Consider the following 13,104-nt stretch of genomic DNA (forward strand, 5'->3'; position numbering starts at 1 on the left):
GGCCCTCTGTGGGAGCGAGCTTGCTCGCGATGACGGTCTCGCTGGTGCTGAAGCTCTGTCAGCCCACAGCCTCAACCGTCCCGATGAAATTCGCCAGCTCCGCCGTCTGCGGATTCGCGAACAGAATCTTCGGATCCCCAACCTCATGCACCTTGCCCTGGTGCATGAACACCAACTTATCCCCAACCTCCCGGGCGAAGCGCATTTCGTGGGTGACCATGATCAGCGTCATGCCTTCCCTGGCCAGTTGCCGGACCACGCTCAGCACTTCGTTGACCAGTTCCGGGTCCAGTGCCGAGGTGATTTCGTCACATAGCAAAACCTTCGGCGACATCGCCAGTGCCCGGGCAATCGCTACCCGCTGTTGCTGCCCGCCCGACAGCCGATCAGGAAAGGCATCGAACTTTTCCCCCAGTCCGACCCTTTCCAGCATCTGCCGCGCCAGTTCGGCGGCCTTGGCTTTCGGCACTTTTTGCACCACTTGCGGCGCGAGCATGACGTTTTCGCCCACGGTCAGGTGCGGGAACAGATTGAACTGTTGGAACACCATGCCGACTTTCTGCCGCAGGCTGCGCAGGTCGGCGCGGGCGGCGTCGAGGTACTCGCCGTCGACTTCGATCACACCGTCGTTGATTGACTCCAGGCCGTTGAGGGTGCGCAGCAAGGTGGACTTGCCCGAGCCACTACGGCCGATGATCGCCACCACCTGGCCTTCCTCGATGCTCAGGTCGATGCCTTTGAGCACATGATGATCGCCATAGTATTTATGCAGGGCGGAAATTCTAAGCAGAGGCATGCAGTCTCCTTTCCAGGTATCGCGCACTGAGCGACAAGGGGTAGCAGAGCAGGAAGTAGCCGAGGGCGACGAGGCCGTAGACCATGAACGGTTCGAAGGTGGCGTTGGCGAGCATGCCGCCGGTCTTGGTCAGCTCGGTGAAGCCGATGATCGAGGTGACGGCGGTGCCTTTGACCACTTGCACCGAAAACCCCACTGTCGGCGCCACGGCGATGCGCAGGGCCTGGGGCAGGATCACATGGCGCAATTGTTCCAGCGGGTTCAGCGCCAGGCTCGATGAGGCTTCCCACTGACCGTTGGGAATCGAATCGACGCAACCGCGCCAGATCTCCGCCAGATAAGCACTGGTGAACAACGTCAGTGCAATCGCCGCGGCCATCCACGGCGAAATCTCGATCCCGGCCAACGCCACGCCGAAAAACACCAGGAACAGTTGCATCAATAGCGGTGTGCCCTGGAACAGTTCGATGTAAGTGCGGGCGAAACTGCGCGGCAGGGATTTTTTCGAGATGCGCATGACCATGATCAGTAAGCCAATCAGTCCGCCGCCAATGAACGCCACCAGCGACAGCGCCAGCGTCCACTGCAGGCCCGTGAGCAGGTTGCGCACGATGTCCCAGAAAGTGAAGTCGCTCATCGGCTGCTCCTTGCGATGAAGCGGTGGCCAAGCCAGTTCAGCAACTGACGGATCAGCAGCGCCATGCACAGGTACAGCAGTGTGGTCAGGGCGTAGGTTTCAAAGGCGCGGAAGTTGCGCGACTGAATGAAGTTGGCGGCGAAGCTCAGCTCCTCCGTCGCGATTTGCGAACACACCGCCGAGCCGAGCATCACGATGATGATCTGGCTGCTCAGGGCCGGCCAGACTTTGCCCAGTGCCGGCAGCAGCACCACATGGCGGAACGCTTCGAAGCGTGTCATCGCCAGTGCCGCTGCGGCTTCCAGCTGACCCCGGTGGATCGACTGGATGCCGGCGCGGATGATCTCGGTGGAATAGGCGCCGAGGTTGATGACCATCGCCAGCACCGCCGCCTGCCATTCGGAAATCTGCACGCCCAGGGACGGCAAGCCGAAGAAGATGAAAAACAACTGCACCAGAAATGGCGTGTTGCGGATCAACTCGACGTAGACCGCGAAAATCCCCGCGAAAGGCCGGATGTTCCACGCCCGCACCAGCGCCCCGACGATGCCCAGCCCCACGCCGAGCACAGCGCCGATGGCGGTCAGCTCAAGGGTGAACAACGCACCGCGCAGCAACAGATCGGTGTTGTCCACCACCGGCAGGAAATTGAACTGATAAGCCATAAAACGTCTCCAGCGCGCCGAATCAGAGATCGGCCGGCAGCGGTTCTTTCAGCCAGGTCAGGGCGTTCTTTTCCAGCGCTCCGTCGCTCTTGGCGGTCACCAGAATCTGGTTGACCTTGTCCAGCAGCGCCGACTCGTTCTTGTTCACGCCGACGTAGACCGGTGAGTCCTTGAGCTTCACTTTCAGCGCCGGCACGCGTTTCGGGCTCTTCTCGCTGATGGCGACCATCACCACGTTGCCGCTGGCGATCAGGTCGACTTGCCCGGCCAGGTACGCGGCAATGGTCGAGTTGTTGTCTTCGAAACGCTTGATGGTCACGCCTTCGGGGGCGACCTTGGTCAGCTCGATATCTTCGATGGCACCACGGGTGACGCTGATGGTCTTGCCCTTGAGATCGTCCAGGCCCTTGATGTCGGCGTCTGGCGGACCGAACACGGCGAGGTAGAACGGCGCGTAGGCGCGGGAGAAGTCGATGACTTTTTCGCGCTCCGGGTTCTTGCCGAGGCTGGAGATCACCAGGTCGACCTTGCCGGTGGTGAGGAACGGGATGCGGTTGGTGCTGTTGACCGGCGTCAGTTCGAGTTTGACCTTGAGCTGGTCGGCCAGCAGTTTCGCGGTGTCGATATCGAGGCCACGAGGTTTCATGTCCGGGCCGACCGAGCCGAATGGCGGGAAGTCCTGGGGCACGGCCACCTTGAGGACGCCGCGCTTGACCACATCCTCCAGACCATCGGCGTGGGCGGGTGCCTGGCTCAGCATCAGGCTGGCGAACAAGGCTGCGAGGAGGGCGCTGTAACGCTGGGTCATGGCAAATCTCCGGATCGGCAAGAAGTGATTTCTGCGGATCGACAGAGCATGGGCCATGCCAACATGGGGTTTTGAGGGCGCCAGGGCACGGTTTTACTGGCGTCGCACGGTCTTACTGGTCTGAACAGTCAGGTTGCTTTTCGCACCCCGATGGCGCAGCCGTGAAAATCTCCGAACCCCCATGGGGCACGACTTGCCGGACGTCGCGAATAGCTTTACAACTGAGCGCACATTGGCTGGTTCGTCTGGAAAACCATGAACTCGATCTCCCGCGCCGTACCTGAAGTGGCGCTGCAAGCCATCCGCAAACTGATTACCGAACAGGGCTTCGGGCCGGGGGATGCCTTGCCCTCGCAACGGGACCTGGCGGTGCAATTGGGAGTCAGTCGGGCGTCGTTGCGCGAGGCGTTGTCATCGCTGAGTGCGCTGGGGGTCATCAGTATCCAGCCGGGCAAAGGCGTATTCGTGCAATCGCCCGTGGAGCTGCCGCGGGGCGATGCGGCGCCGGGCTGGCCGTTCGCGGCGCAGGCTTCGCCGTTGGACATCTTTCAGTTGCGCTATGCGCTGGAAGGTTTTGCTGCGGGGTTGGCGGCCGTAACCTTGAGCACCGACGAACTCGATGCGCTGGAAGACAATGTCGCCGCCATGCGCAATGAGCTGAAGTCCGGCGACTTCGAAGCCGCGGCCCGCCTGGATTTCGAATTCCACCGCCGCATCCTGCTGGCCAGCGGCAATCAGGCGATGCTGAGCATCCTGACCGCCAGCGCCGACATCTTCCTGGAAAGCCAGAAGCTACCGTTCATCCGGGTCGAGCGGGCCATGGAAACCTGGCAGGAACACCGCAAAATCCTTCGTGCGCTGGCTCGCCGAGCGTCTGGCGCCGCGCAAAAGGCCATGCAAGAGCACGTACGTAACGCCGCGTTGCGCACCGGAATCGCGTTCATCGCTCCCGCCACTTCATGACCTGAGCTATACCCAAACTCATGGATCACCATAGCGAGACTCAATCATCTGCACCTTCCTGAACGGGGGAAGGACCGCTATGATGGGCCACGTTTTTTTGCTTACAACCTGGAGAATTCCATGAGCAGCGATCTTATCAAACACGTTAGCGACGCTAGCTTCGAGGCCGACGTACTCAAGGCCGAAGGCGCTGTACTGGTCGATTACTGGGCTGAATGGTGCGGCCCTTGCAAAATGATCGCTCCTGTTCTGGACGAGATTGCCGAGACTTACAAAGGCAAGCTGACCGTTGCCAAGCTGAACATCGACGAAAACCAGGAAACCCCGGCCAAGCACGGCGTGCGCGGTATCCCGACCCTGATGCTGTTCAAGAACGGCAATGTTGAAGCGACCAAGGTCGGCGCACTGTCGAAGTCGCAACTGGCTGCCTTCCTCGACGCCAACATCTAAGCGTCGTTGCAAAGTGTCCTGAAAAAGCCCCGCAAATAGCGGGGCTTTTTGCGTATTCAGGGCTAGACGCTCCTAAACTCAGGTGGTACATTCGGCCCCGCACTGGTTTCTCCATTGCCCCCTGCTAGCCGTCGCCGACGCACTCCTTTTCGAATAAGTACGCGATCCTGTCGCCTTCTCCGCGGCGCGGCCTCATTAAGCCAAAAGCTTAATTTCCCCCCTCCATAAATGATTACGTCATTCCTATATGAATCTGACTGAACTCAAGCAAAAGCCGATTACCGAACTGCTCGAATTGGCCGAACAGATGGGCATAGAAAATATGGCCCGTTCGCGCAAGCAGGACGTGATTTTCTCCCTGCTCAAGAAGCACGCGAAAAGCGGTGAGGAAATCTCCGGTGATGGCGTGCTGGAGATTCTCCAGGACGGCTTCGGCTTCCTGCGCTCCGCTGATGCTTCCTATCTCGCAGGTCCAGACGATATCTACGTCTCGCCGAGCCAGATCCGCCGTTTCAACTTGCGCACCGGTGACACCATCGTTGGCAAGATCCGCCCTCCAAAGGAAGGCGAGCGTTATTTCGCGCTGCTCAAGGTCGACACGATCAACTTCGACCGTCCGGAAAACGCGAAGAACAAGATTCTCTTCGAGAACCTGACCCCGCTGTTCCCGACCGTGCGCATGAAGATGGAAGCCGGTAACGGTTCCACCGAAGACTTGACCGGTCGTGTCATCGACCTGTGCGCCCCGATCGGTAAAGGCCAGCGCGGTCTGATCGTTGCACCGCCGAAAGCCGGCAAGACGATCATGCTGCAGAACATTGCCGCGAACATCGCGCGTAACAACCCTGAAGTTCACCTGATCGTGCTGCTGATCGACGAACGTCCGGAAGAAGTAACCGAAATGCAGCGCACCGTGCGCGGTGAAGTGGTTGCCTCGACGTTCGACGAGCCGCCAACCCGTCACGTGCAGGTTGCCGAAATGGTGATCGAGAAGGCCAAGCGCCTGGTCGAGCACAAGAAAGACGTGGTGATCCTGCTTGACTCCATCACTCGTCTGGCTCGCGCCTACAACACCGTGATCCCGAGCTCCGGCAAGGTACTGACCGGTGGTGTCGATGCCCACGCCCTGGAGAAACCGAAGCGTTTCTTCGGCGCCGCGCGGAACATCGAAGAAGGCGGCTCGCTGACCATCATCGCCACCGCGCTGGTTGAAACCGGCTCGAAGATGGACGAAGTGATCTACGAGGAATTCAAAGGCACCGGCAACATGGAGCTGCCTCTGGATCGCCGCATCGCTGAAAAACGCGTGTTCCCGGCCATCAACATCAACCGTTCCGGCACCCGCCGCGAAGAGTTGCTGACCGCCGACGACGAGCTGCAGCGCATGTGGATTCTGCGCAAACTGCTGCACCCGATGGATGAAATTGCTGCCATCGAGTTCCTGGTCGACAAGCTGAAAACGACCAAGACCAACGACGAATTCTTCCTGTCGATGAAGCGCAAGTAACATCGCCCGTTGAGTTCAAGAGAATGGCGCCCCAGTGGGGCGCCTTTTTTTTACCTGGGCCATGGGAGGTTTTTGATTGGCCAAGGTCAGTTGGTTAGCACTTCAACCAGCCGCGTTTGCAGTCATCTCCGGGGGCGATGCTCAAGCGCGCTGAAAATAACGATCTGACTGGTTTAATGCTTATGAGCTCACTGGCTTATCGAAGGGATATCGACGGCTTGCGCGCAGTGGCGGTGATCGCCGTCGTGCTGTTTCACTTTGGCGTTCCTGGGTTTACCGGCGGCTTTGTCGGCGTGGACGTGTTTTTCGTGATTTCCGGTTACCTGATCACGTCGATCATCTGGAATCAGCGCCAGGCCGGGCAATTCAGCTTCGTCGATTTCTGGGCCCGGCGTGCGCGGCGGATTTTGCCGGCGTTGTTCGCGATGATCATTGCGGTGCTGGCGGTCGGCTGGTTTTTGCTGGCACCGAAGGATTACGAAGAGCTGGGGCGATCGGTGCGTTACCAGGTGATGTTCGTCTCCAACATCCTGTTCATGCGCCAGGACGGCTATTTCGATGTCGCCTCCGATCTCAAGCCTCTGCTGCACACCTGGTCGCTGGCGGTGGAGGAGCAGTTTTACATCGTCTTCCCGTTGATGCTGACACTGCTGTCGAGCCGTCTCAAGCATTGGCGACTGGCGCTGTTCTGCGTATTGCTGCTGTCCTTTGGTTTGAGCGTGTGGGCTGTCGCCCATCATCCGGAAAAAGCTTTCTTCCTGTTGCCTATGCGTGCGTGGGAGCTATTGGCCGGTGCGATGCTGGCGGTAGCGCCCAAGTCTGCATGGCGTCTCAAGCCGATGGCGGCGCAGTGGCTGAGCCTGCTCGGTATGTTGCTGATCCTGTTGGCGGTGTTCGGTTATGACAAGGCCACGCCATTCCCGGGTGTCGCGGCGTTGCTGCCGGTGTCAGGTGTGGTGCTGCTGATTCTGGCCAACGGTCATCGTGAAACCTGGGTTGGTCAGTTTTTGAGCAGTCGGATAATGGTCGGCCTCGGTCTGATTTCATATTCCTGGTACCTGTGGCACTGGCCGGTGTTCGTATTCTCCAGCTATGCCAGCGTCGGTGAAACGAGTGTTTTCGACAGTGCCGGGTTGATTTTACTGACGCTGTTGCTGGGTTATCTGTCCTGGAAATTCGTCGAGACCCCGTTTCGTGAGCGTCGCCTGCTCGCCGGGCGCCGGCAGATTCTGCTCGCTGGCGCCTGCGGCGTCCTGGTGCTCGGCCTGGCCGGACAAGCCTTGCGATGGACCGACGGCTTGCCATGGCGTCTGTCTGACCAGGCCCTGCAATACGCCAAGGGTCGCGAATGGCGGCCAGAGCTGATGGCCTGCCTGGCCGATGACAAGACGCCGGATGACAAGTTGTTCTGCCGTTATGGCGCGCAAAACCGCCTGCCCCCAGCGCTTGTCTGGGGCGATAGCCATGCCACGGCGTTGATTCCGGTTTTCGACGAGGGTGCCAAGGCCCATGGCGTCAATGTGATGCTCGCCAGTTCTGCTGGCTGTTTGCCTGTCGAAGGCCTGGAGCACGATGCGCGTTGTGCGCGGTTCAATCGACGCGTTGAACAGGCCCTGAAGCCGCAAGCTGTCAGCGATGTGGTGCTGGTTGCGCACTGGAGCCTATACCTCTACGGCGATGCCAAAGGTGATCTGGGCCACGTTCTGAAAAGCGCTGACGGGCATTACGACCGCGCAATTGCCGAACAACGTCTGGCCGATGGCTTGCGTACCCGAGTCGCGCAATTGCGTGCCGGTGGGCATCGGGTCTGGCTGGTAAAAGAGGCGCCGTTGCAGGCCTTCAGCCCACCGTATCGCCTCACCCGTCTGGCAATGCTGGCCCGTCCGGTCGACGATGTCGGGCTGGCGCTCGCAGAGCATCACAAGCGCCAGGCATTCATCAGTCAATTGTTCGCACAATTGGCGCAGGACCCGGCGGTACAGGTGGTGGACCCGGCGCCAAGACTGTGTGATGCGAGCGGCCTGTGCCGCGCCGAACGCGGCGGCTACTCGTTGTACACCGATGACAATCACCTCTCGGAAGTCGGTGCGCGGTTCGTGGCGCCGATCCTCGAACCGCTGTTTGTCAGCCTGCAAGCCAGGGCAAACCCGGGGAAACCGCAGGTGAATGCATCCAGATAAGCAGCGATAAGCTGCCAGCGGCCGGCAGAGCAGGTAGGATGTACGCCTATTTTTCGGGTGCCATCATCAATGAAATTCAAGGATCTTCGGGATTTCGTGCAGCAGCTTGAGCAGCGCGGAGAGTTGAAACGCATCCAGATCCCCGTCTCTCCAGTGCTGGAGATGACCGAGGTGTGTGATCGCACGCTGCGTGCCAAAGGCCCGGCGCTGTTGTTCGAAAAGCCGACAGGCTATGACATCCCGGTGCTCGGCAACCTGTTCGGTACCCCCGAGCGGGTCGCCATGGGCATGGGTGCCGAGTCGGTCAGCGAGCTGCGCGAGATCGGCAAGCTGCTGGCGTTCCTAAAGGAACCCGAGCCGCCCAAAGGCCTGAAGGATGCCTGGTCCAAGCTGCCGATCTTCCGCAAGATCATTTCGATGGCGCCGAAAGTCGTCAAGGACGCGGTGTGCCAGGAAGTGGTCATCGAAGGCGACGACGTCGACCTGGCCATGCTGCCGGTGCAGACCTGCTGGCCGGGCGACGTCGGTCCGCTGATCACCTGGGGCCTGACCGTCACCAAAGGCCCGAACAAGGATCGCCAGAACCTCGGTATCTACCGTCAGCAAGTGATCGGCCGCAACAAGGTCATCATGCGCTGGCTGAGCCACCGTGGCGGCGCGCTGGATTACCGCGAGTGGTGCGAAAAGCATCCGGGCCAGCCGTTCCCGGTTTCCGTGGCCCTGGGCGCTGACCCGGCGACCATCCTCGGTGCCGTGACCCCGGTGCCCGACAGCCTTTCCGAATACGCCTTCGCAGGCCTCTTGCGCGGTAACCGCACTGAGTTGGTGAAGTGTCGCGGCAACGACCTGCAAGTGCCGGCCACCGCGGAAATCATCCTCGAAGGCGTGATCCATCCGGGCGAGATGGCCGATGAAGGCCCATACGGCGACCACACCGGTTACTACAACGAAGTCGACAGCTTCCCGGTGTTCACCGTCGAGCGCATTACCCATCGGATCAAGCCGATCTACCACAGTACCTACACCGGCCGTCCGCCGGATGAGCCGGCGATCCTCGGCGTGGCATTGAACGAAGTGTTCGTGCCGATCCTGCAGAAGCAGTTCCCGGAGATCACCGATTTCTACCTGCCGCCCGAAGGTTGCTCGTACCGCATGGCCATCGTGACCATGAAAAAGTCGTATCCGGGCCACGCCAAGCGGGTAATGCTGGGTGTCTGGTCGTTTTTGCGACAGTTCATGTACACCAAGTTCGTTATCGTCACCGACGACGATATCAACGCCCGGGACTGGAACGACGTGATCTGGGCCATCACCACGCGCATGGACCCCAAGCGCGACACCGTGATGATCGACAACACGCCGATCGACTACCTCGACTTCGCCTCGCCGGTTTCCGGCCTGGGGTCGAAAATGGGCCTCGATGCCACGCATAAATGGCCGGGCGAAACTACTCGCGAATGGGGCCGGGTCATCGTCAAGGATGATGCCGTGACCCAGCGGATCGATGCCATCTGGAATCAGTTAGGAATAGATTGATGCGTGTAACCTTGCAGCCCTCCGGAGCAGTGCTTGAGATATTGCCCGGCGAGCGGATTCTCGATGGCGCCCGACGTCTGGGCTACGAATGCCCGCAAAGCTGCCGCAACGGCAATTGCCACGTGTGCGCGGCGCTGCTGGTAGAAGGCCGGGTCGAGCAGGCTGGCAATGTGCGTGACCATGGCGAGTTCTACACTTGCATAGCGGAGCCGCTGGAAGACTGCATCGTGCTGTGGGATGGCGTGCTCGCGCTGGGAGAACTGCCGGTGCGCAGCGTGTCGTGTCAGGTCATTGAGTGCAAGGAGGTGGGCGGCGACACCTGGCGCGTGCGTCTGCGGGCTCCGGCCGGCAAACCGCCGCGCTACCACGCTGGCCAGTACCTGATGATCGAACGGGAGAACGGCGAAAAGTCCGCATTCTCCCTCGCCTCGGCACCGCATGCGGGACGCGACCTGGAAATCCACGTACTGGCGCGCGAATCCAGTGCGCTGAGCCTGATCGAACAGCTCCAGCGCAACAGTATGGTGCGGGTCGAATTGCCGTTCGGCGATACCCACCTGGAGGAGTTGCCGGAAGGTTCTCTCGTGCTGATCGCCGCGGGTACCGGCATGGGCCAGATCCACAGTCTGATCGAGCATTGCCGGGCCTCGGGTTTCAAGCACCCGGTGCATCTGTATTGGGGCGTGCGTCGTCCTGAAGATTTTTATCAAATCGAGCATTGGGACGAATGGCTGAAGTTGCCCAACCTGTTCCTGCACAAGGTCGTCAGCGATCAATGCGGTTGGGAAGGGCGGTGCGGCATGTTGCATGAAGCGGTCTGTGAAGACTTCCCTGACCTCAAGCCGCTACACGTGTACGCCAGTGGCTCTCCGGCCATGGTCTACGGCACGCTGGATGCGCTGGTGGAAGCGGGAATGGATGCCCACCAGATGCGTGCCGACGTATTTGCCTACGCACCAAGATCCTGATGCTGCACTCCCTGTAGGAGCGAGCTTGCTCGCGATGGTCGTTAACGATTACGCGGGAAGTCAGGCTGCCCGCAGCGTTCTTGACTCCATCGCGAGCAAGCTCGCTCCTACAGGTATATAACTCCACATATAGCCAATCGGCATTTATAAATTTTTATAAATATCGGTAGGTTATATGTTGTCCAGGCAATTCATTAAGAACTGTGCCATGGCATTTAAATTGCCTTAAAACTTATGTGCCTTATTGTTACAGCCGTGCGTTCTATTAAGTAATTCTTCACCCGCGGGGAGCTGAACGCTATTCGCCATGAGCGCCATTGAATCTGCTTTTTTGAATCTGGCTTACCCTCCGCGGCTCGATCTGGGGCCGCAGCTCACTCACGAACAACTGCTCAGCTCGATGCAATCGACCATGGCGCGCCACAAGGGCGGGCCGGTGTGGCTGTTTGCGTATGGCTCGCTGATCTGGCGCCCTGAATGCACGGCGGTTGAGCGGGTTCGCGGCCGGGTGCATGGCTACCATCGCGGGTTGTACCTGTGGTCCCACGAACATCGCGGCACACCGGAAATGCCCGGCCTGGTGTTTGGCCTGGATCGCGGCGGTTCTTGCAGCGGTTTCGCCTATCGCTTGCCCGAAGAGCAACTCGAAGCCTCGCTCTACGCACTTTGGCAGCGCGAGATGCCTTTCCCTTCCTACCGCCCGCACTGGCTCAACTGCCGCCTCGACGATGGCAGCCAGGTTCAGGCATTGGGCTTTGTGCTGGAGCGACACCTGCCCAGCTATGCCGGTAACTTGCCGGACCATGTGCTGAGCCATGTGTTCGAAAACGCCTGCGGGCGCTACGGCACCACTCGCGATTATGTCGAGCAGACCGCGCACGCCCTTCGTAGCCACGCCATGCCAGACCGGAATCTGGAGGCGCGGCTCAAGCGCTGTAAATCAAAGGCCGATCAAGCGAGTGCTTCGCGGCCCTGACTGGCGATTTGTTTGTGCCGTAGTGTCGGGGCCAGGAAGGCCATCGCCAACAGGCAGGCACCGACCAGCAGCACGAAACCGCCGTCCCAACCGAAATGGTCCACGGTGTAGCCCATCGCTGCACTGGCCGCGACCGACCCACCCAAGTAACCGAACAGACCGGTAAAGCCCGCCGCCGTACCGGCAGCTTTCTTCGGTGCCAGTTCCAGCGCCTGCAGGCCGATCAGCATCACCGGGCCGTAGATCAGGAAGCCAATGGACAGCAGCGCGATCATGTCGACCATCGGATTACCGGCCGGGTTGAGCCAGTAAACCAGCGTCGCGACCGTCACCAACGCCATGAACACCATGCCGGTCAGGCCACGGTTGCCACGGAAGATCTTGTCCGACATCCAGCCGCACAGCAGCGTGCCCGGGATACCTGCCCACTCGTAGAAGAAGTACGCCCACGAGGTTTTATCCACAGTGAAACCCTTGGCTTCCTTGAGGTAAGTCGGTGCCCAGTCCAGCACGCCGTAACGCAGCAGATAGACAAAGACGTTGGCCAAGGCGATGTACCAGAGCATTTTGTTGCGCAGCACGTATTTGACGAAGATTTCCTTGGCGCTGAATTCCTCTTCGTGGCTGGCGTCGTAGCCTTCCGGGTAGTCGTTCTTGTATTGCTCGATCGGCGGCAGGCCAACCGATTGCGGGGTGTCGCGCATGGTCACAAAGGCAAACACCGCTACTGCCAGCGCCACGGCTGCCGGCACGTAGAACGCGGCGTGCCAGTCATTGAACAGCCCCATGCCGATCAGGAACAACGGGCCGATCAGGCCACCGCCGACGTTGTGCGCCACGTTCCAGACGGACACCACGCCGCCACGTTCCTTCTGCGACCACCAGTGCACCATGGTCCGGCCACTCGGCGGCCAACCCATGCCCTGCGCCCAGCCGTTGATGAACAGCAAAATGAACATCATGGTCACGCTGGACGTCGCCCAGGGCGCGAAACCGAAAATGAACATCACCCCAGCCGATACCAGAAGACCGAATGGCAGGAAGAAGCGCGGGTTGGAACGGTCGGACACCAGGCCCATGAGAAACTTCGACAGACCGTAGGCAATCGCGATGGCGGACATCGCCAGACCCAGCTGGCCACGGGAGTAGCCCTCATCGATCAGATACGGCATGGCCAGGGAGAAGTTCTTGCGCAGCAGGTAGTAACCGGCATAGCCAATGAAAATGCCGGCGAAAATCTGCCAGCGAAGGCGTCGGTAGGTGCTGTCTATTTTTTCTTCAGGCAATGGAGCCTGATGTGCGGCAGGACGAAAGAAAGCAAACATTCAAGAGCTCCAGATTTCTTGTTTTGACTGCGGATACGAATATTACAGTTTCGTTACCGAAAATAGCACCGGTTCTCATCAGCAAAACAGCGGAAATGTTGGAAGTCGCGCGTTCCTTTATGAACATGTCGCTCAGATGTAAGTGAAGGGCGTTGTAGGAAGCGTTACCTGCTTTCGGTTTTCAGCTGGACTCGCAGTTACCTGACCCACTCGCTTTCACCGACTCAATTGCCGGAAGAGAAACGTCTGGCTCTGATTGCCAAGCTCAATGCCAGCGTCCGTTCGATTGTGCA

At 59.7% G+C, this 13,104-nt stretch carries 12 protein-coding genes; 7 read left to right on the top strand and 5 right to left on the bottom strand.

Translation table 11 applies throughout. The annotated features are described in order from the left end of the window. Positions 1–58: 58 nt before the first annotated feature. From AC1RDQ_RS05595 to AC1RDQ_RS05610, 4 genes are read right to left on the bottom strand one after another with little or no spacing between them, the layout of a single operon-like run. Positions 59–796, bottom strand: coding sequence for an amino acid ABC transporter ATP-binding protein (locus tag AC1RDQ_RS05595; RefSeq protein ID WP_090452085.1), 738 nt, complete (start codon positions 794–796; stop codon positions 59–61). Beyond that, a complete protein-coding gene (locus tag AC1RDQ_RS05600; RefSeq protein WP_057712811.1) occupies positions 783–1,433 on the bottom strand; it encodes an amino acid ABC transporter permease in 651 nt (216 codons plus the stop codon). The genes AC1RDQ_RS05595 and AC1RDQ_RS05600 overlap by 14 nt, the downstream gene beginning before the upstream one ends. Continuing rightward, positions 1,430–2,098, bottom strand: coding sequence for an amino acid ABC transporter permease (locus AC1RDQ_RS05605; RefSeq protein ID WP_492586687.1), 669 nt, complete (start codon positions 2,096–2,098; stop codon positions 1,430–1,432). Before AC1RDQ_RS05605 ends, AC1RDQ_RS05600 begins: the two co-directional genes overlap by 4 nt. 22 nt (positions 2,099–2,120) lie before the next feature. Next, entirely contained in the window at positions 2,121–2,906 is a 786-nt protein-coding gene (locus AC1RDQ_RS05610) for a transporter substrate-binding domain-containing protein (RefSeq protein ID WP_057712813.1), read from the bottom strand. A 255-nt stretch (positions 2,907–3,161) separates the two neighbouring features. Here AC1RDQ_RS05610 and AC1RDQ_RS05615 point away from each other — a divergent pair, with 255 nt between their 5' ends. The 7 genes from AC1RDQ_RS05615 to AC1RDQ_RS05645 all read left to right on the top strand — a co-directional run bounded on the left by AC1RDQ_RS05615 (position 3,162) and on the right by AC1RDQ_RS05645 (position 11,486). After that, a complete protein-coding gene (locus AC1RDQ_RS05615; RefSeq protein WP_154909838.1) occupies positions 3,162–3,869 on the top strand; it encodes a FadR/GntR family transcriptional regulator in 708 nt (235 codons plus the stop codon). A 120-nt stretch (positions 3,870–3,989) separates the two neighbouring features. After that, entirely contained in the window at positions 3,990–4,319 is a 330-nt protein-coding gene (gene trxA, locus AC1RDQ_RS05620; protein WP_003206727.1) for a thioredoxin TrxA, read from the top strand. A gap of 247 nt (positions 4,320–4,566) precedes the next feature. After that, positions 4,567–5,826: a transcription termination factor Rho gene (gene rho, locus AC1RDQ_RS05625; RefSeq protein WP_057712815.1), complete on the top strand. Its 1,260-nt coding sequence runs from the start codon at positions 4,567–4,569 to the stop codon at positions 5,824–5,826. A 182-nt stretch (positions 5,827–6,008) separates the two neighbouring features. After that, positions 6,009–8,006, top strand: a complete 1,998-nt coding sequence (locus tag AC1RDQ_RS05630; protein ID WP_492586689.1) for an acyltransferase family protein — start codon at positions 6,009–6,011, stop codon at positions 8,004–8,006. Between the two features lie 69 nt (positions 8,007–8,075). Beyond that, entirely contained in the window at positions 8,076–9,542 is a 1,467-nt protein-coding gene (gene ubiD / locus AC1RDQ_RS05635) for a 4-hydroxy-3-polyprenylbenzoate decarboxylase (protein ID WP_008048693.1), read from the top strand. Then, positions 9,542–10,510, top strand: a complete 969-nt coding sequence (locus AC1RDQ_RS05640; RefSeq protein ID WP_090452076.1) for a CDP-6-deoxy-delta-3,4-glucoseen reductase — start codon at positions 9,542–9,544, stop codon at positions 10,508–10,510. Before ubiD ends, AC1RDQ_RS05640 begins: the two co-directional genes overlap by 1 nt. 307 nt (positions 10,511–10,817) lie before the next feature. Next, positions 10,818–11,486, top strand: a complete 669-nt coding sequence (locus AC1RDQ_RS05645) for a gamma-glutamylcyclotransferase (protein ID WP_090452075.1) — start codon at positions 10,818–10,820, stop codon at positions 11,484–11,486. On the opposite strand, the gene glpT is transcribed toward AC1RDQ_RS05645, so the two are convergent. Beyond that, positions 11,462–12,811, bottom strand: coding sequence for a glycerol-3-phosphate transporter (gene glpT, locus AC1RDQ_RS05650; RefSeq protein ID WP_008048696.1), 1,350 nt, complete (start codon positions 12,809–12,811; stop codon positions 11,462–11,464). The two genes, AC1RDQ_RS05645 and glpT, sit on opposite strands and share 25 nt — an antisense overlap. Positions 12,812–13,104: the final 293 nt, after the last annotated feature.

The organism is Pseudomonas sp. GW823-FHT02E01, from assembly GCF_058797535.1.

Coding starts and splice junctions, on each gene's coding strand:
- ubiD (WP_008048693.1), top strand. CDS start 8,076: ATGAAATTCAAGGATCTTCGGGATTTCGTGCAGCAGCTTGAGCAGCGC.
- rho (WP_057712815.1), top strand. CDS start 4,567: ATGAATCTGACTGAACTCAAGCAAAAGCCGATTACCGAACTGCTCGAA.
- AC1RDQ_RS05640 (WP_090452076.1), top strand. CDS start 9,542: ATGCGTGTAACCTTGCAGCCCTCCGGAGCAGTGCTTGAGATATTGCCC.
- AC1RDQ_RS05605 (WP_492586687.1), bottom strand. CDS start 2,098: ATGGCTTATCAGTTCAATTTCCTGCCGGTGGTGGACAACACCGATCTG.
- AC1RDQ_RS05645 (WP_090452075.1), top strand. CDS start 10,818: ATGAGCGCCATTGAATCTGCTTTTTTGAATCTGGCTTACCCTCCGCGG.
- AC1RDQ_RS05600 (WP_057712811.1), bottom strand. CDS start 1,433: ATGAGCGACTTCACTTTCTGGGACATCGTGCGCAACCTGCTCACGGGC.
- glpT (WP_008048696.1), bottom strand. CDS start 12,811: ATGTTTGCTTTCTTTCGTCCTGCCGCACATCAGGCTCCATTGCCTGAA.
- trxA (WP_003206727.1), top strand. CDS start 3,990: ATGAGCAGCGATCTTATCAAACACGTTAGCGACGCTAGCTTCGAGGCC.
- AC1RDQ_RS05595 (WP_090452085.1), bottom strand. CDS start 796: ATGCCTCTGCTTAGAATTTCCGCCCTGCATAAATACTATGGCGATCAT.
- AC1RDQ_RS05630 (WP_492586689.1), top strand. CDS start 6,009: ATGAGCTCACTGGCTTATCGAAGGGATATCGACGGCTTGCGCGCAGTG.
- AC1RDQ_RS05615 (WP_154909838.1), top strand. CDS start 3,162: ATGAACTCGATCTCCCGCGCCGTACCTGAAGTGGCGCTGCAAGCCATC.
- AC1RDQ_RS05610 (WP_057712813.1), bottom strand. CDS start 2,906: ATGACCCAGCGTTACAGCGCCCTCCTCGCAGCCTTGTTCGCCAGCCTG.